This window comes from Enterobacter sp. HSTU-ASh6 (assembly GCF_026319105.1).
GTDB classification, from domain to species: Bacteria; Pseudomonadota; Gammaproteobacteria; order Enterobacterales; family Enterobacteriaceae; genus Enterobacter; species Enterobacter sichuanensis.
Window position 1 is genome coordinate 110,838 of record NZ_WSPD01000011.1, and the last position, 17,649, is coordinate 128,486.

Consider the following 17,649-nt stretch of genomic DNA (forward strand, 5'->3'; position numbering starts at 1 on the left):
CCTTACTCCTCTGGGTCGTTGAAGCCTAACAGCCAGGTAAACAGGAACCCGGCGATCACTGCTACTAAATAGCCTAACAGATAGAGCATGACTTTTCCGGTGACGATGGTTAACGCCAGCGGTAAACCGGAAAGACCAAAGGTGATCACGGTGGCGACTTTCCAGTAGCTGATCAGCGCCCCGCCTACCGCACCGCCCAGACATGCAGCAAGGAACGGTTTACCCAGCGGCAGCGTGACGCCAAAAATCAGCGGTTCGCCAATACCGAGCAGTCCGACCGGAAGAGCGCCTTTAATCACTTTTTTCAGACGTGCATTGCGGGTTTTCATCAGTACGGCAATCGCCGCGCCGACCTGCCCTACCCCCGCCATCGACAGAATAGGCAGCAGCGGGTTATAGCCGTGCGCCTGCACCAGCTCGACGTGGATCGGTACCAGCCCCTGATGCAGGCCGGTCAGTACCAGCGGCAGGAAGGTACCTGACAGCACCGCCCCCACTAACAGGCCGCCACGGTCAATCGCCAGCGACGCACCGTGGGCAATAGCTTCAGAGATCCACCCACCTAACGGCTGGAGAGCCACTACCGCGACGCTACCGGTAATGAGCGTGGTCAGCAGTGGGTTGAGGATAAGCTCAATCGAGCCGGGCAAAATCGCGCGCAGCCTTTTCTCGATCCAGCACATCAGGATGACCACCAGCAGCACCGCAATCACCCCGCCGCGCCCCGGCTGCAGCGCCTCACCGAACAGGGTTATCTGCGCCAGCTGTGGGCTGGACAAGATCCCCGCCATCACCCCACCCATGGCCAGCGAGCCGCCAAACACCTTCGCGGTATTGACCCCGACCAGAATGTTCATGATGGCAAACACCGCGCTGCCGAAGATCCCAAGGATACCCAACAGGTTTGGATACTGCGTGGCGAAATCCCCCACAATATCCGGTCGCTTGAGGATATTGATGATCCCGGTGATCAGGCCCGAGGCAATAAACGCCGGGATCAGCGGAATAAAGACGTTTGCCAGCTGTCGCAGTGCATCGCTCATGGGGGCTTTGTATTTGGCCTTTGCCTGCGCTCTGGTGCGTTCAGCATCGTCCATCGACACGCTCGCCCCACCGCCCATCAGCGCACGCATGGCATCAACAACCTGCGCCGCTTTTCCCGGCCCGACGATAAGCTGATGTTGCTGGCCCTGTTTTACGTAGCCGCTGACGCCGGAGAGTTGCTTCAGACGCGGCACATCAAGCTGGTCGTCGTTATGCACCTCGACGCGCACGCGCGTCATGCAGTTTTCGAGACGCTGAATATTTTGTTCCCCACCAATCCCCTGCAGGATATCGCTGGCGAGCGCTGCTGTTTTGTCCATACACGCCTCTGTTAGTTTTCTAATGCCGCCCGTAAGAAGCCATGATGCGCGTCGAGTCGGGCTCTCGCCGCCGCCGCATCCAGCCCGCTTAAGATCATCAGAATCGCCGGTTTAACGTCATGATCGGTCTGTTTGAGGACCGCTTCAGCTTCTTCACGGCTGGCGCCCGTCGCTTCCATCACCATGCGACAGGCTCTGTCCACCAGCTTGACGTTGGTGGCCTGCATATCCACCATCAGGTTCTGATACACCTTGCCAAATTTCACCATCGCGCCGGTGGAGATCATATTGAGCACCAGCTTTTGCGCGGTCCCGGATTTCAGGCGTGTGGATCCGGTGAGCGCTTCCGGCCCAACCACCGGCGAGATGGCGATAGCCGCCACCTGGGCAATCGGTGAGCCCGGATTACAGGAGATGGCCACCGTCGTGCAGCCAGTCTGGTTAGCGTACTCCAGACCGCCAATGACGTATGGCGTGCGCCCGGAGGCCGCCAGCCCGACCACCAGATCCTGCGCTGTCAGGTTCAGCGCCTTCAGATCATCCTCCCCCAACTGTTTATTATCTTCCGCCCCTTCAACGGCTTTCAGCAGCGCACCAGGTCCCCCTGCGATCAACCCGACCACCAGGCCGTGCGGCACCCCAAAGGTCGGTGGACACTCAGAGGCATCCAGCACCCCAAGACGTCCGCTGGTACCCGCGCCCATGTAAATAATGCGTCCACCGGCCTTGAGGGCTTCCGCCGCCGCATCGACCGCTTTCGCCACCTCAGGCAATGTCTCTTTCACTGCCTGCGCGACCAGCGTATCCTGTTGATTAAAGCGGTTAACCAGCTCCAGCGTGGAAAGAGCATCCAGATCCATGGTTTGCGGGTTACGGGTTTCTGAAACAAGTGAGCCTAGATTCATCTTTTGTACCTCAAGAATTTTTAATTCATAATAATCTCACTATAATGGAATATAAAATTCATTCAGGCGAGCACTATTCGTATTTGCGCAGACCATCACATTTCCGCCAGGAGAACCTATGAACTGTTTAATTCGCATTCGCCAGCGTTATGCAGGCTTTGCTCAAAGCGACAAAAAGCTGGCGGATTTTCTGCTTTCTCAACCCGATCGCGCGCGCCATCTCAGCTCGCAGCAGCTGGCGAGCGAAGCCGGGGTGAGCCAGTCAAGCGTGGTGAAATTTGCCCAGAAGATTGGTTTTAAGGGATTCCCTGCGCTCAAACTGGCGATCAGTGAAGCGCTGGCAAGCAACCCCAACCCGCAGTCTATGCCGGTGCATAATCAGATCCGCGGTGATGACCCGATGCGGCTGGTGGGCGAAAAGCTGATCAAGGAGAACGTCGCAGCGATGCATGCGACGCTTGACGTGAATACCGAAGAGAAGTTGCTGGAGAGCGTGGCGATGCTGCGCGGCGCACGGCGTATCATACTGACCGGCATCGGCGCGTCCGGACTGGTGGCGCGTAACTTTGGCTGGAAGCTGACAAAAATTGGGCTTAACGCCATCGTCGAGCAGGATATGCACGCCCTGCTGGCGACCGTACAGGCGATGGATCCTGACGATCTGCTGCTGGCGATCTCCTATTCCGGCGAGCGCCGTGAAATCAATATGGCCACCGATGAAGCCCTGCGCGTCGGCGGTAAAATTCTGGCGATTACCGGTTTTACGCCAAATGCCCTGCAGCAACGGGCTACGCGCTGTTTATATACTATTGCAGAGGAGCAGGCCACGCGCAGCGCCGCGATCTCCTCGACGAGTGCGCAAATGATGTTGACCGACCTGCTGTTTATGGCGCTGGTGCAACAGGATCTGGAGCATGCGCCAGATCGTATTCGTCACAGTGAAGAACTGGTAAAGAAACTGGTTTGACGCGTATAATGCCCGCCCAGTTTGTGTTGTTTCTGAGAATTTCCTGATGGCGCTGTTAATTACCAAAAAATGCATCAATTGCGATATGTGCGAACCGGAGTGTCCGAACCAGGCCATTTCGATGGGCGACAGCATTTATGAGATTAACAGCGACCGCTGCACGGAGTGCGTCGGCCACTATGAAACGCCGACCTGTCAGAAAGTGTGCCCGATCCCGAATACCATCCTGAAGGATCCGGCACACGTTGAGAGCGAAGAGCAGTTATGGGATAAATTTGTTCTGATGCACCATGCGGACAAACTCTAGCTTTCAATAATCACCGTCGCGCAGGCATAGTGCCGTTCATCGGCAAGCGTCACGTGCATGTGATTCACGCCCAGCCTTTCTGCCAGCTTTTGCGCCTCCCCCCATAAACGCAGGCGTGGCTTACCCAGCTCATCGTTAAACACTTCAAACTGGTTAAACGCCAGGCCATTACGAATGCCGGTTCCGAAGGCTTTAGCGGCGGCCTCTTTGACCGCAAAGCGCTTCGCCAGAAAACGCACCGGCTGCTGATGCGCTTCCCAGATAGCCCATTCGTTATCGCTCAGCACGCGTCTTGCGAGGCGATCGCCACTACGGGCGATCACCGCTTCAATGCGGGCTATTTCAACGATATCGGTGCCTAAGCCCAGAATGGCCATTACTGACGCGCTTCCAGCATCAGGCGTTTCATTTCTGAGACCGCCTCTTTCAGGCCGCTCATCACCGCACGGCCAATGATCGCATGCCCAATATTCAGCTCATGCATTTCAGGCAGGGCGGCAATGGCTTTCACGTTGTGGTAGGTCAGACCGTGTCCGGCGTTAACCTTCAGCCCCAGGCTCGCGGCGTAAGTCGCGGCTTTTGCGATACGCTCCAGTTCTTTGGCCTGCTCTTCATCGTTTTTGGCATCAGCGTAGCAGCCAGTGTGAATTTCGATATACGGCGCACCCACGTCGGCCGCCGCTTTAATCTGGGTGAAATCGGCGTCAATAAAGAGAGATACCAGGATACCGGCATCCGCCAGGCGTTTGCAGGCATCGCGCATTTTATCGAGCTGGCCGGCAACATCCAGACCGCCTTCGGTCGTCACTTCCTGACGCTTTTCAGGTACCAGGCAGCAGAAATGCGGCTGGGTTTCACAGGCAATGGTCAGCATCTCTTCGGTGACCGCCATCTCCAGATTCATACGGGTATCCAGCGTCTGACGCAGAATGCGCACGTCGCGGTCAGTAATATGGCGGCGATCTTCACGCAGGTGAACGGTAATGCCGTCGGCGCCAGCCTGTTCAGCGATAAACGCCGCCTGAACCGGATCGGGATACGCCGTGCCGCGCGCATTACGCAGTGTGGCGATGTGATCAATGTTGACGCCTAACAGTAATTCAGCCATGACAATCCTCGGTTTTCTTTTCGATTCTGTGGTCTAACGTTTCGGCATAAACTGCCTGAATAATTCGCGGCTCTTTAAGGGCTTGCCGCCAAGATACGGCTTGAGCGCAATCCGGGTAAAGCGTTTTGCTGCGCGCAGGGTGTCCTGGTCGGGAAACTCACGCTCATACAGTGCCCGGAGCTGGCGTCCGGTAAAGGTATTGTTATCAATCACGACGCTGGCGATAAACCCTTTTTCTTCGCGATAGCGATAGGTCATCGTCTCATCAACCTCTTCCCCACTGCCCGCGCAATGAAGAAAATCAACACCGTAGCCCAGGTGGCCCAGCAGGGCCAGCTCAAAACGACGCAGGGCGGGTTCAGGCGAGCCGGTTGCGCCAGCCAGGGCCTGGATACAGTGCAGATAATCGAAAAACAGTTCAGAGAAGCGCGTCTCATGTTCCAGAACCCGAGAGATGAGTTCATTGACGTACAGACCGCTATAGAGTGTGATGCCGGAAAGGGGGAGCGCCAGGGAGACGGCTTCGGCACTGCGCAGGGTTTTCACTTCCCCACGCCCGCCAAAGCGAACCAGCAGCGGCGTGAAAGGCTGTAAGGCGCCTTTCAGATTAGAACGTTTCGAACGTGCGCCTTTGGCAACAAGGCGCACACGACCCGACTCTTCCGTGAAGACGTCCAGCATAAGGCTGGTTTCGCTCCAGGGACGACTATGAAGGACAAAGGCACGCTGCCATCCATCCATATGCTCGTCGTCTTAGGTTACTGGTCTTCGCCGTAACCGAGGCTGCGCAGAGCACGCTCATCATCGGCCCAGCCAGATTTTACTTTCACCCACAGTTCGAGGTGAACCGGCGCTTCGAACATCTCCTGCATGTCTTTACGGGCTTCAATACCGATGGTTTTGATCTTGGCACCTTTATTGCCGATCACCATCTTCTTCTGCCCTTCACGTTCAACGAGGATCAGGCCATTGATGTCGTAGCCGCCACGCTCGTTGCTCTGGAAACGCTCGATCTCCACCGTCACTGAGTACGGCAGTTCAGCGCCCAGGAAACGCATCAGCTTTTCACGGATGATTTCAGACGCCATAAAGCGTTGAGAACGATCGGTGATGTAGTCTTCCGGGAAGTGGTGAATCGCTTCCGGCAGGTGCTTACGCACGATACCCGCGATGGTATCCACGTTCAGGCCGGTCTCAGCGGACAGCGGAACGATGTCGAGGAAGTTCATCTGGCTGCCCAGCCACTGCAGATGCGGCAGCAGGTCGGCCTTTTCCTGCACGTTGTCAACTTTGTTAACCGCGAGGATGACCGGCGTTTTGCCGTCACGCAGCTTGTTCAGCACCATCTCGTCGTCCGGCGTCCAGCGGGTGCCTTCAACAACGAAAATCACCAGCTCTACGTCGCCAATGGAGCTGCTCGCCGCCTTGTTCATCAGACGGTTGATGGCACGCTTCTCTTCCATATGCAGGCCAGGGGTATCGACGTAGATCGCCTGATACGCGCCTTCCGTATGGATGCCCACGATACGGTGACGCGTGGTCTGCGCCTTACGCGAGGTAATGGAAATCTTCTGCCCGAGCAGATTATTTAACAGGGTGGATTTGCCAACGTTCGGACGTCCGACGATGGCAATAAATCCGCAATAGGTTTTATCGATGCTCATTCCAGCTCCAGCATTTTTAACGCCTGTTCGGCGGCAGCCTGTTCAGCCTTACGGCGGCTTGAACCTGTGCCCACCACCGGTTCACTCAGGCCACTGACCTGGCAATGGATGGTAAATTCCTGATCGTGCGCTTCGCCACGAACCTGCACCACCAGATACGATGGCAGCGGCAGATGACGACCCTGCAAATATTCCTGCAGACGCGTTTTCGGATCTTTTTGTTTATCGCCCGGGCTGATTTCGTCCAGGCGGGTCTGATACCAGTTGAGGATCAGCTTTTCTACGGTCTGGATATCGCTGTCCAGGAACACACCACCAATTAATGCTTCGACCGTATCGGCAAGAATAGATTCACGACGGAAGCCGCCGCTTTTCAGTTCACCCGGCCCAAGACGCAGACATTCGCCCAGTTCAAATTCACGCGCGATTTCCGCAAGGGTATTACCCCGAACCAGCGTGGCACGCATGCGGCTCATATCACCTTCATCCACGCGCGGGAAACGATGATAAAGCGCATTCGCAATCACGAAACTTAAAATAGAGTCGCCTAAAAACTCGAGACGCTCATTATGTTTGCTGCTGGCACTGCGGTGGGTTAATGCCTGTTGCAACAACTCCTGATGATGAAAAGTGTAGCCCAGCTTCCGTTGAAGCCGATTAATTACGATGGGGTTCATGCGATACCAATAAATGAATGCGTCAAAAATGCAGCACACGAAACCGACCTGAGAAAACCAACGCGGTTTCGTGTGCCGTGGCACCCTTGCAGGGCCAACCTTAAACTTCGGGGGAATATTCTATACACAACGACAGGGGATGTCGTTAGTTCGAAGAGATTTATCGTGGAAATAATTCACGTAGCCGCGAAATAACGCGGCTACGTGTTCTTTTAATGCGAATTAATGGATTCCGCCAATACGATTCAGGCGTACGCCCGTCGGCCATTCGCCTTCCTGCTTCTCAAAACTCATCCAGATCGCGGTTGCTTTACCAACCAGATTCGCTTCCGGCACAAAGCCCCAGTAACGGCTGTCCGCAGAGTTATCGCGGTTATCACCCATCATGAAGTAATGTCCAGGCGGTACGATCCAGCTCGCCAGCTGCTGGCCCGGCTGTTTGTAATACATACCCAGCTGATCCTGCGCGATCGGCACAGTGAGGATGCGATGAGTCACATCCCCCAGCGTCTCTTTGCGTTCAACCAGACGGATACCGTCCTCTTTGGTTTCGCCTTTCGGGACCTGGAAGAACCCGCTGGTCGCTTCACCGCCGTTACGACGGGCAAAGGTCTGCACAAAATCGCTTGGCTCAACGTTGGAGTAGGTGATTGGCAGCGCATTTTCACAGGCGGTACCGGAGCTGCAGCCTGGCTGAACGGTGACTTCCTTCGCAACCGGATCGTAGGTCACTTTATCACCCGGCAGACCTACCGCGCGCTTGATGTAGTCCAGGCGCGGATCTTCCGGATATTTGAACACCACGATGTCGCCGCGTTTCGGATGACCGGTTTCGATCAGCGTTTTCTGGTAGATAGGATCTTTAATGCCGTAGGCAAACTTCTCTACCAGAATAAAATCACCAATCAGCAGCGTTGGCATCATGGAACCGGATGGGATCTGGAACGGCTCGTAAATAAACGAACGTACCACCAGCACAATCGCCAGCACCGGAAAGACCGAGGCGCCTGTTTCCAGCCAGCCCGGTTTCGGGCCTACTTTTTTCAGGGTTTTCGCGTCAATCCCGTCGCCAGTGGCTGCCTGCGCGGCAGCCTGACGTTCGCGACGTTTTGGGGCGAAGATAAACTTATCCAGACACCACAACAGACCTGTCACCAGGGTAGCAATGACCAGGATCAGGGCAAACATGTTCGCCATGCCAACTCCTTAGGGTTATTTGCCGTCTTTACCAACATGAAGGATGGCAAGGAATGCTTCCTGCGGCAGCTCGACGTTACCGACCTGCTTCATACGCTTCTTACCTTCTTTCTGCTTCTGGAGCAGCTTTTTCTTACGGCTGACGTCACCGCCATAACATTTCGCCAGAACGTTTTTACGCAGCTGCTTCACGGTAGAACGCGCGATGATGTGGTTGCCGATGGCCGCCTGGATCGCGATATCAAACTGCTGGCGTGGGATCAGATCTTTCATCTTCTCAACCAGTTCGCGACCACGGTATGGCGCATTGTCGTTGTGAGTGATCAGCGCCAGCGCATCCACACGCTCACCGTTGATCAGCACGTCCACACGTACCATGTTGGAGGCCTGGAAACGCTTGAAGTTGTAATCCAGCGACGCATAGCCACGCGAGGTCGACTTCAGACGGTCGAAGAAGTCGAGAACCACTTCCGCCATCGGGATTTCATAGGTCAGCGCCACCTGGTTACCGTGGTAAACCATGTTGGTCTGCACGCCACGCTTCTCAACGCACAGCGTAATGACGTTACCCAGGTACTCCTGCGGCAACAGCATATGACACTCTGCAATTGGCTCACGCAGCTCATGAATGTTGTTCAGCGGCGGAAGCTTGGACGGGCTGTCGACGTAGATCACCTCTTTCGACGTGGTTTCAACTTCATACACTACCGTCGGTGCGGTGGTGATCAGATCCAGATCGTATTCACGCTCCAGACGCTCCTGAATGATCTCCATGTGCAGCAGACCGAGGAAGCCGCAGCGGAAACCGAAGCCCAGCGCCGTTGAGCTTTCTGGCTCGTAGAACAGGGAGGCATCGTTCAGGCTCAGTTTGCCGAGCGCATCACGGAAGTTTTCGTAGTCGTCAGAGCTGACCGGGAACAAGCCCGCGTAAACCTGCGGTTTGACCTTTTTAAAGCCTGGCAGCGCTTTTTCTGCCGGGTTACGTGCACCGGTCAGGGTATCGCCCACTGGCGCGCCGAGGATGTCTTTGATGGCGCAGACCAGCCAGCCTACTTCGCCGCATGTCAGCTCGGTACGGTCGACCTGTTTTGGCGTGAAAATACCCAGACGGTCGGCGTTGTAGACCTGTCCGGTACTCATTACCTTGATTTTGTCGCCTTTACGCAGGGTGCCGTTTTTAATACGCACCAGGGAGACAACGCCCAGATAGTTATCAAACCAGGAGTCGATAATCAGCGCCTGCAATGGAGCATCCGGATCGCCTTCCGGGGCCGGAATATCACGCACCAGGCGTTCCAGCACATCGGTCACGCCGACACCGGTTTTCGCCGAGCAGCGCACAGCGTCGGTCGCGTCAATGCCGACAATATCTTCAATCTCTTCCGCTACGCGCTCAGGATCGGCGGCTGGCAGGTCGATCTTGTTCAGAACCGGCACAACTTCGAGATCCATTTCCATCGCGGTGTAGCAGTTTGCCAGGGTCTGGGCTTCTACGCCCTGCCCGGCGTCGACCACCAGCAGCGCGCCTTCACAGGCCGCCAGCGAGCGTGAAACCTCATAGGAGAAGTCAACGTGGCCTGGGGTGTCGATAAAGTTCAGCTGATAGGTTTCGCCATCAGCCGCTTTGTAATCCAGCGTGACGCTCTGCGCTTTAATGGTAATACCGCGTTCGCGTTCCAGGTCCATGGAGTCCAGAACCTGGGCTTCCATTTCACGATCAGACAGGCCACCGCAAATCTGGATAATACGGTCAGACAGCGTCGACTTACCGTGGTCAATGTGAGCAATGATCGAAAAGTTACGTATGTTCTTCATATAGTTAAATAATTATGCCTTACGAATTCCTGGAGGCCGCTGTTCTTAGCCTGACGTTTTTCAGTGCGAAAACGCAGCATTCTACACTACATCCTCGCTACCTGGAAATGCACTTAGAGACAGGTATAGCGTGAAGAAAGGACGTTTTCTGTTTAAGGACGTAAAAAATGATAAAGCCCGATGGATCACCGGGCCTCAGAAGAGAGCGTTTCAACGCGAAGCTGGTCTGGCGCAAGGCCAACGCTAAGAATGACAGGCTGCCACTCCTCACGCGTCGCGAGCTTCGGAGAGAGACCTTTGGCAAGCCAGAATCCACCCACGCCACCCAGTGCAGCACCGCACATGGCGGCCACATCGGTAGCGAACAGCATCTGGAACAGGCCGCCCATAATAAACAGCCCGACCAGCGGAGAGAGATAAACCAGCATCGCGGAACTGAGCAAGCTCCCTTCGGCAATACCCAGCTCTACCTTCTGCCCTGCCATCAGCGGTTGCTCACTTGGCACAGAAATCGTGTGCGTAGTTTGCGGCCCGAGCTTATTCAGCACGCGGCTACCGCAACCGGCTCTGGAGGCACAACTGTTACATGAGGCTTTTACATCACAGCTCACCAGCGCAATGCCATCCTGCCACGAGACAACCGTAGCCCACTCTTTAATCATTGTGCGGTCCTGAATTTAATGCTGTCGGAAATGCGCTTCGCCGTTTGCGGGGGAAGCTCGCCCACAATGGTGATCTCAGCGTTATCGCGTACCGTGGTACTGACCGTACGACGCCCGGTGCGCAGCATCTGTTCGGCGCTGTTTGCCGTTGCGCGATTAATATTCACCGAGAAGCTGAACAACCCGTCGGAATAGAGACGCGATTCCACCGGCGTTTCAATTGTTGGCAACTGCCGACGGCTGCTGGAAACCTCGCTAAACCCTTGTGGGATCCAGGACGGTACCCAGTTGAAATTCACGGAATCCCCGGCCGGAACAGAAAGCAGCGGCGGCAGGCTGGCTTTCGCCAGATTCTGCATGCTGTTACCAACCTGGTTGTTCACGCTGAAGGAGATCACGCGGAACTGTTCCAGCGTTTCACCGTCACGGTCGAGCAGATCTACACGCATGGGGAGTTTGGTTTCCGCGTCAATCCAGACAATATAGCTGTAGCGCGTTCCGTCCCGGGCAACCACGCGGATCACCTCGCACAACCGGTCCGCGATGCGTGTACGCCCTACCGAAATAAAATCGTAGTAAGGAGCAAGCCGTTTAAAGTCGGTGTAAATCAGTGACGGCAGAGAATCAACGATGTAGTCGCCATTCAGCGTAAAAGGCTCCAGGCCTGGCTCGAAATAACTGATTTCGTTACCACGCTGGACCACTTCACGACGCGGACCATCCATCTGTAAAAGCTGGGCGAGTGGCTGGTTATCAAGACGGGCATGGCGATAGCGTAACGATTCGACGCCCTGCTTGTTGATGCTGATAAATGCCAACTCGTAATTGAGTGACTGGCTGGCCAGATTCATTTGCTGCAACAACGCCCCGGATGAAACATCAGCCGAGGCGTTGGCAGAGAAGAACAGGCTACCCGCCATCAGAGACATGGCGAACCAAAGTTGCTTCATTACTGCGATTGCGTTCCTAAAGTTTGGTTTCCGGGCACCTGCACAGCGGCTTGCTGTGTTTGCGCCTGCTCAAACTGAAGCTGTTCAGAGTGCAGACGACGCTGCAACTCGTAATCCTGCAACATCGCATTAATGCGACGGCGCTGCTCCTGGACCTGCTGTTGCTGGCCGCCGCTGGCGGAAGCATCAGCCGGTACGCCCAGACTAACCGGGCTGGCTTTGCCCATCATCGGCAGTGTATTAAACACTGGCGCTTCTGGCTGCTGATTAGTTTCAGACTGAGCATTATAGTGCTGGACGCCAACGATAACTGCAAGCGATACGCATGCAGCCACACCCATTTGGGTAAGCTGGCTGGCCCACGGACGCACCTTTTGCCAGAATGGCATTTTCTGCCACTGGTGGGGCGCGGGTTGAGCTTCAGGAATCAGCGGAGTGGTCTGATGAACAGGCTCATTCTCAATTGCCGCCATGACGCGTGCTGAGATATCGAAATGGAGAACCTCGCCGGTATCACCGCGAAGGGTGTCACGGATGAGATGATAACTCTCCCAGGTCTCTTGCATTTCGGGAGAATGAGACAGCTCGTTGAGCAGCTCATTATCGACCGTTTCACCATCCATTAAAGCGGAAAGTTTTTCTTTCTGCATGCCTAATACCTTTTCCAGTATCCCGCTATCGTCAACGCCTGATAAGCGGTTGAACTTTATTATCAATGGCTTCTCGCGCACGGAAAATTCGTGAACGTACCGTGCCGACCGGACAATCCATGATAGCGGCTATCTCTTCATAGCTCAGACCATCCAGCTCCCGTAACGTAATTGCCATGCGTAAATCTTCCGGGAGCGACTCGATCGTGCGAAAAACGATTTGTCTCAGTTCTTCTGACAACATTAAGTTCTCAGGGTTCGAAATTTCTTTCAGTGCGCCGCCACTTTCGAAGTTTTCGGCGTCGATAGCGTCCACATCACTTGATGGCGGACGACGGCCCTGAGCGACCAGATAGTTCTTTGCCGTATTGACCGCAATACGGTACAGCCAGGTGTAAAAAGCACTATCTCCCCGGAAAGAATCCAGCGCGCGATAGGCCTTAATAAAAGACTCTTGCACCACATCAGGCACGTCGCCTGACGGTACATAGCGGGAAACCAGGCTCGCCACCTTATGCTGGTAGCGCACCACCAGTAAGTTAAAGGCTTTCTGATCTCCCTTCTGGACCCGTTCAACCAGGACCTGGTCCGTTAACTGCTCGCTCATCCGAGGTAATGTCTCCCCAAACCTAAATTCCACGCGTTAGCGAAACGCCACTCTAAAAACACTGCACTTTGAGCAAGCACCGAATTAGAGTGTCTGTTCTTCAATAAGTTCCGTAACGCCTTTGTTTTTGTTCATCGCGCCGCAGACTGGTCATTTTCTCTCATTATAAGTCTGTTCACGATACGCACCACTTTCTGACAAGAAACATCTTTTTCCCGCCAGAAGAGTAACGCAACACAGTCTTTATTTCACCACAAAATCTGACGCTAACGATCTGCTTCGCAAAATAATTTCACTCATTTACCCTCCGTTTACCTCGGCTTACTCGTTTAGCCATTGCAACAACCTTTAAAAAAAACGTGCGATATATCGCATACGGGTGCTATTCTGACTCAACACTGTTTAGTAAATTAAACAACAATCATGAACACAACACCCGAACTCCATTGTGATGTATTGATCATCGGCAGCGGCGCTGCCGGGCTCTCTCTGGCGCTGCGCCTGGCCGAGCACCAGAACGTAATCGTTCTCAGTAAAGGGCCGATCAGTGAAGGTTCCACGTTTTACGCCCAGGGTGGCATTGCCGCCGTGTTTGATGAAACAGACAGCATTGCATCCCACGTCGACGATACGCTGATCGCCGGGGCCGGGATCGTGGATGCGCACGCCGCAGAGTTTGTCGCCAGCAATGCCCGTCATTGCGTTCAGTGGCTCATCGACCAGGGCGTGTTATTCGATACGCAGGTCCAACCCAACGGTGAAGAGAGCTACCACCTGACCCGCGAAGGCGGCCATAGCCACCGCCGCATCCTGCACGCAGCGGATGCCACCGGAAAAGAGGTAGAGACCACGCTGGTCAGTAAAGCGCTGAACCATCCTAATATTCGGGTGCTTGAGCGAAGTAATGCCGTTGACCTGATTATCTCCGACAAAATTGGCCTGCCCGGCACGCGTCGCGTGGTGGGTGCCTGGGTCTGGAACCGGAATAAAGAGAAGGTGGAAACCTGTCAGGCGAAAGCCGTCGTGCTGGCGACGGGTGGGGCTTCAAAGGTGTATCAGTACACCACTAATCCGGACATTGCCTCCGGAGATGGGATCGCTATGGCCTGGCGTGCTGGTTGTCGCGTAGCGAACCTCGAATTTAACCAGTTTCACCCGACCGCCCTGTTTCACCCGCAGGCACGCAACTTCCTGCTGACGGAAGCCCTACGCGGAGAAGGGGCTTACCTGAAACGCCCTGACGGCACCCGCTTTATGCCGGACTTTGACGACCGGGGTGAACTGGCCCCCCGCGATATCGTCGCTCGCGCCATTGACCATGAGATGAAACGTCTTGGCGTGGACTGCATGTATCTCGATATCAGCCACAAGCCTGCAGAATTTATTCGTCAGCATTTCCCGATGATTTACGAAAAACTGCTCGGTCTGGGCATTGATTTAACCCGCGATCCGGTCCCCATTGTCCCAGCCGCTCACTATACCTGCGGTGGCGTAATGGTTGACGATCATGGTCGTACCGATGTGGATGGCCTGTATGCTATCGGTGAGGTGAGTTATACCGGCCTTCACGGCGCGAACCGCATGGCCTCTAACTCTCTGCTGGAGTGTCTGGTGTACGGCTGGTCTGCCGCAGAAGACATCACGAAACGCATGCCTTATGCCCGTGAGACAGAGCACTTACCGGCCTGGGATGAAAGCCGTGTGGAAAACCCGGACGAGCTGGTCGTGATTCAGCATAACTGGCATGAACTACGGCTGTTTATGTGGGATTACGTCGGAATTGTGCGCACCACGAAACGTCTTGAACGCGCGTTGCGCCGCATCACCATGCTGCAGCAGGAAATTGATGAATACTATGCCAATTTCCGTGTCTCCAACAATTTGCTGGAGCTGCGTAACCTGGTGCAGGTTGCCGAGCTGATCGTTCGCTGCGCGATGATGCGTAAAGAGAGCCGCGGCTTGCACTATACCCTGGACTATCCGGATCAGCTTGCGGAGTCCGGACCGTCAATACTCGCCCCGCAGGTTTACATAAACAGATAAAACGCCTGGGTCAGGGCAGTGTAATCTTCGGAATAACGCTGGTCTGGCCCACGGATCACCATTCGATCATTAAAGCACTCCCCCTCTTTCGGCGAGAGCGCCAGCAGCACGCGGTGCGGCAGCCGACCTTCCGTGTCCGAAATATCGGTACGCAGACGTAACGTCCAGCCGATCTCCTGGGCGATACCAATAAATGTGTTGCCCGTGCTTTCCGGCAGCACCACGCAGAAAAAACCGTCTTCAGAGATGAGTTCTGCCGCACTGATGAGCAGGGCTTTATGATCGAGGGAATGGGTATAACGCGCCTGCTCACGCTCAGGCGTACCGCACTCAACGCCGGGCTCGTAGTACGGAGGATTACTGACGATCAAATCATATCGTGCGGTCTGTTCAGGCGCCCAGGCCAGCACATCCGCGCACTCCACTCTCATTCGGGCCGCCCAAGGGGATTCAGCCACATTTTCACCCGCCTGCTCTGCTGCCTGCGCATCCAGTTCGACGGCGTCAATGGTGACATGCTCTTCAGTACGTTGCGCCAGCATCAACGCCACCAGCCCGCTGCCGGTACCGATATCAAGAATACGCTTAACGCCTGCGACAGGCGCCCACGCTCCCAGTAAAATACCGTCTGTACCGACCTTCATGGCACAGCGATCGTGAGCGACAAAAAATTGTTTAAACGTAAAACCATCGCGGCGCAGCTGCGCTTTGAGTTGAGACATGTCAGGGCAACCTTCTAAGTGAAACTGGAGTAGCATAGGGGAAAGCGAAGTGGCCGGAAAGCGATATCCATACAAACAGATGAAGATTACAGCCGTAACGTCTATAATCAGCGCCCCACACAGAGGTAGAACATGACTGTAACGACTTTTTCCGAACTTGAACTCGATGAAAGCCTGCTCAATGCCCTTGAGAGCAAAGGCTTTACACGCCCGACCGCCATTCAGGCAGCGGCCATTCCGCCTGCGCTTGAGGGCCGCGATGTGCTCGGTTCTGCGCCAACCGGCACGGGGAAGACAGCAGCCTATTTGCTGCCTGTGTTGCAGCATCTGCTCGATTTTCCACGTAAAAAATCTGGCCCGCCGCGTATTTTAATCCTGACGCCTACGCGCGAACTGGCTATGCAGGTTGCCGATCACGCGCGTGAACTCGCGGCGAATACGCATCTGGATATTGCCACCATCACTGGCGGCGTTGCGTACATGAACCACGCCGAAGTGTTCAGCGAAAACCAGGACATCGTCGTGGCGACGACGGGCCGTCTGCTGCAGTACATCAAAGAAGAGAACTTCGACTGCCGCGCGGTTGAAACGCTGATTCTTGATGAAGCCGACCGCATGCTGGACATGGGCTTTGCCCAGGATATCGAGCACATTGCCGGTGAGACGCGCTGGCGTAACCAGACGATGCTGTTCTCTGCCACCCTCGAAGGGGAAGCAATTAATGATTTCGCAGAGCGTCTGCTGGATGATCCGGTTGAAGTGTCTGCCACGCCTTCCACACGCGAGCGTAAGAAGATCCACCAGTGGTACTACCGCGCAGACAATCTCGAGCACAAGGTGGCGTTGCTTAAGCACCTGCTGAAGCAGGAAGAAGCTACCCGTACCATCGTGTTCGTGCGTAAGCGCGAGCGTGTACACGAGCTGGCTGAAATGCTGCGTAATGCCGGCATCAACAACTGCTATCTTGAAGGCGAGATGGCGCAGATCAAGCGTACCGAAGGCATTAAGCGCCTGACCGATGGCCGTGTTAACGTGCTGGTTGCCACCGACGTTGCCGCACGCGGGATCGACATCCCGGACGTCAGCCACGTCATTAACTTCGATATGCCGCGCAGCGGAGATACCTATCTGCATCGTATTGGTCGTACCGGCCGCGCGGGTCGCAAAGGTATTGCGATTTCACTGGTCGAGGCTCATGACTACCTGCTGCTGAAGAAAATTGGCCGCTATGTTGATGAGCCGCTGAAAGCGCGCGTCATCGACGAGCTCCGCCCGACCACACGTGCGCCGAGTGAGAAGATGACGGGTAAACCGTCCAAGAAAGCACTCGCGAAACGTGCTGAGCGAAAAGAGAAAGAAAAAGAGAAGCCGCGCGTGAAACAGCGCCACCGCGATACCAAAAATATTGGTAAGCGCCGTAAGCCAAGCGCAGCCGCGACAGAGCCAAAAACAGAAGAGTAAAAAAAAGCCGGGGAATCCCGGCTTTTTTATTCCACCCAGCCTGAAGCCATTACAGGCTTTCAGTAAAGGTACGCGCGATAACGTCGCGCTGCTGCTCTGGGGTGAGAGAGTTAAAACGCACAGCATAGCCGGACACGCGAATGGTCAGCTGTGGATACTTCTCCGGATGCTCAACCGCGTCCATCAGCGTTTCGCGGCGCAGCACGTTAACGTTCAGGTGTTGCCCCCCTTCCACGCGTACTTCCGGTTTCACTTCCATTGGGATTTCACGGTACTCGATCTCGCCCAGTTTGCTCACTGGCACGATTTCGTCTTCAGCAAAACCTGCTTTCGCGACGACGCAGCGCGCTTCGTTTTTCTCGCTGTCCAGCAGCCAGAAAGAGTTGAGCAGATCGTCATTTGCAGCTTTAGTAATCTGGATACCTGTAATCATGTGTTGCCTCCCTTAGGCTACATTAACTGATGCCGGCCTCGCGCGGCCAATTGGTAAAACCATTGTTTCTTGTGTGTATATATATCATTCACACTCCGGTGATTTATTGATTTAAAT

The 17,649-nt window shown here is 55.0% G+C and carries 20 protein-coding genes; 4 read left to right on the forward strand and 16 right to left on the reverse strand.

What is annotated here, in order from left to right; translation table 11 throughout:
• Positions 1-2 precede the first annotated feature (2 nt).
• On the reverse strand, positions 3-1,364 hold the full coding sequence (locus tag GM298_RS15050) for a PTS transporter subunit EIIC (RefSeq protein ID WP_126800293.1): 1,362 nt from the start codon (positions 1,362-1,364) through the stop codon (positions 3-5).
• An 11-nt stretch (positions 1,365-1,375) separates the two neighbouring features.
• Positions 1,376-2,269 (reverse strand): N-acetylmuramic acid 6-phosphate etherase, encoded by an 894-nt coding sequence (murQ, locus tag GM298_RS15055; RefSeq protein WP_025757651.1) that lies wholly within the window; start codon positions 2,267-2,269, stop codon positions 1,376-1,378.
• 118 nt (positions 2,270-2,387) lie between these two features.
• Between murQ and GM298_RS15060 the strand changes: the two genes are divergently transcribed.
• Positions 2,388-3,236 carry a MurR/RpiR family transcriptional regulator gene (locus GM298_RS15060; RefSeq protein WP_025757650.1) on the forward strand — a complete coding sequence of 283 codons (849 nt, stop codon included), beginning with the start codon at positions 2,388-2,390 and terminating at the stop codon, positions 3,234-3,236.
• A gap of 46 nt (positions 3,237-3,282) precedes the next feature.
• Positions 3,283-3,543: a YfhL family 4Fe-4S dicluster ferredoxin gene (locus GM298_RS15065; protein ID WP_025757648.1), complete on the forward strand. Its 261-nt coding sequence runs from the start codon at positions 3,283-3,285 to the stop codon at positions 3,541-3,543.
• Here the strand turns inward: GM298_RS15065 and acpS are convergent.
• The 12 genes from acpS to rseD all read right to left on the reverse strand — a co-directional run bounded on the left by acpS (position 3,540) and on the right by rseD (position 12,953).
• Positions 3,540-3,920: a holo-ACP synthase gene (gene acpS / locus GM298_RS15070; protein WP_025757647.1), complete on the reverse strand. Its 381-nt coding sequence runs from the start codon at positions 3,918-3,920 to the stop codon at positions 3,540-3,542. The two genes, GM298_RS15065 and acpS, sit on opposite strands and share 4 nt — an antisense overlap.
• Positions 3,920-4,651 (reverse strand): pyridoxine 5'-phosphate synthase, encoded by a 732-nt coding sequence (pdxJ, locus tag GM298_RS15075; protein WP_025757646.1) that lies wholly within the window; start codon positions 4,649-4,651, stop codon positions 3,920-3,922. Before pdxJ ends, acpS begins: the two co-directional genes overlap by 1 nt.
• A 33-nt stretch (positions 4,652-4,684) precedes the next feature.
• Positions 4,685-5,392 carry a DNA repair protein RecO gene (recO, locus tag GM298_RS15080; protein WP_045284606.1) on the reverse strand — a complete coding sequence of 236 codons (708 nt, stop codon included), beginning with the start codon at positions 5,390-5,392 and terminating at the stop codon, positions 4,685-4,687.
• 17 nt (positions 5,393-5,409) lie between these two features.
• Positions 5,410-6,315 (reverse strand): GTPase Era, encoded by a 906-nt coding sequence (gene era, locus GM298_RS15085; RefSeq protein ID WP_025757643.1) that lies wholly within the window; start codon positions 6,313-6,315, stop codon positions 5,410-5,412.
• Positions 6,312-6,992 (reverse strand): ribonuclease III, encoded by a 681-nt coding sequence (rnc, locus tag GM298_RS15090; protein WP_003860711.1) that lies wholly within the window; start codon positions 6,990-6,992, stop codon positions 6,312-6,314. Before rnc ends, era begins: the two co-directional genes overlap by 4 nt.
• 222 nt (positions 6,993-7,214) lie before the next feature.
• Positions 7,215-8,189, reverse strand: coding sequence for a signal peptidase I (lepB, locus tag GM298_RS15095; RefSeq protein WP_045284607.1), 975 nt, complete (start codon positions 8,187-8,189; stop codon positions 7,215-7,217).
• Positions 8,190-8,204: 15 nt separating this feature from the next.
• Complete coding sequence (gene lepA, locus GM298_RS15100; RefSeq protein ID WP_025757641.1) at positions 8,205-10,004, reverse strand: translation elongation factor 4; 1,800 nt, start codon at positions 10,002-10,004, stop codon at positions 8,205-8,207.
• Between the two features lie 185 nt (positions 10,005-10,189).
• On the reverse strand, positions 10,190-10,666 hold the full coding sequence (rseC, locus tag GM298_RS15105) for a SoxR-reducing system protein RseC (protein WP_045284608.1): 477 nt from the start codon (positions 10,664-10,666) through the stop codon (positions 10,190-10,192).
• On the reverse strand, positions 10,663-11,616 hold the full coding sequence (rseB, locus tag GM298_RS15110; protein ID WP_025757639.1) for a sigma-E factor regulatory protein RseB: 954 nt from the start codon (positions 11,614-11,616) through the stop codon (positions 10,663-10,665). The genes rseC and rseB overlap by 4 nt, the downstream gene beginning before the upstream one ends.
• Positions 11,616-12,266 (reverse strand): anti-sigma-E factor RseA, encoded by a 651-nt coding sequence (rseA, locus tag GM298_RS15115; protein WP_025757638.1) that lies wholly within the window; start codon positions 12,264-12,266, stop codon positions 11,616-11,618. Before rseA ends, rseB begins: the two co-directional genes overlap by 1 nt.
• A 31-nt stretch (positions 12,267-12,297) precedes the next feature.
• Entirely contained in the window at positions 12,298-12,873 is a 576-nt protein-coding gene (gene rpoE, locus GM298_RS15120; RefSeq protein ID WP_006176728.1) for an RNA polymerase sigma factor RpoE, read from the reverse strand.
• Entirely contained in the window at positions 12,870-12,953 is an 84-nt protein-coding gene (gene rseD, locus GM298_RS23345) for a rpoE leader peptide RseD (protein WP_141237592.1), read from the reverse strand. Before rseD ends, rpoE begins: the two co-directional genes overlap by 4 nt.
• A gap of 343 nt (positions 12,954-13,296) precedes the next feature.
• Here rseD and nadB point away from each other — a divergent pair, with 343 nt between their 5' ends.
• Positions 13,297-14,916: an L-aspartate oxidase gene (gene nadB / locus GM298_RS15130; RefSeq protein ID WP_025757635.1), complete on the forward strand. Its 1,620-nt coding sequence runs from the start codon at positions 13,297-13,299 to the stop codon at positions 14,914-14,916.
• Here nadB and trmN read toward each other — a convergent pair.
• Entirely contained in the window at positions 14,901-15,638 is a 738-nt protein-coding gene (gene trmN, locus GM298_RS15135) for a tRNA(1)(Val) (adenine(37)-N(6))-methyltransferase TrmN (protein WP_059386023.1), read from the reverse strand. The two genes, nadB and trmN, sit on opposite strands and share 16 nt — an antisense overlap.
• Positions 15,639-15,770: 132 nt before the next feature.
• On the opposite strand from trmN, the gene srmB reads away from it, so the two are divergent.
• Positions 15,771-17,099 carry an ATP-dependent RNA helicase SrmB gene (srmB, locus tag GM298_RS15140; RefSeq protein ID WP_126800299.1) on the forward strand — a complete coding sequence of 443 codons (1,329 nt, stop codon included), beginning with the start codon at positions 15,771-15,773 and terminating at the stop codon, positions 17,097-17,099.
• A gap of 49 nt (positions 17,100-17,148) precedes the next feature.
• Here the strand turns inward: srmB and grcA are convergent, their stop codons facing one another.
• A complete protein-coding gene (gene grcA / locus GM298_RS15145; RefSeq protein WP_008502190.1) occupies positions 17,149-17,532 on the reverse strand; it encodes an autonomous glycyl radical cofactor GrcA in 384 nt (127 codons plus the stop codon).
• Positions 17,533-17,649 lie beyond the last annotated feature (117 nt).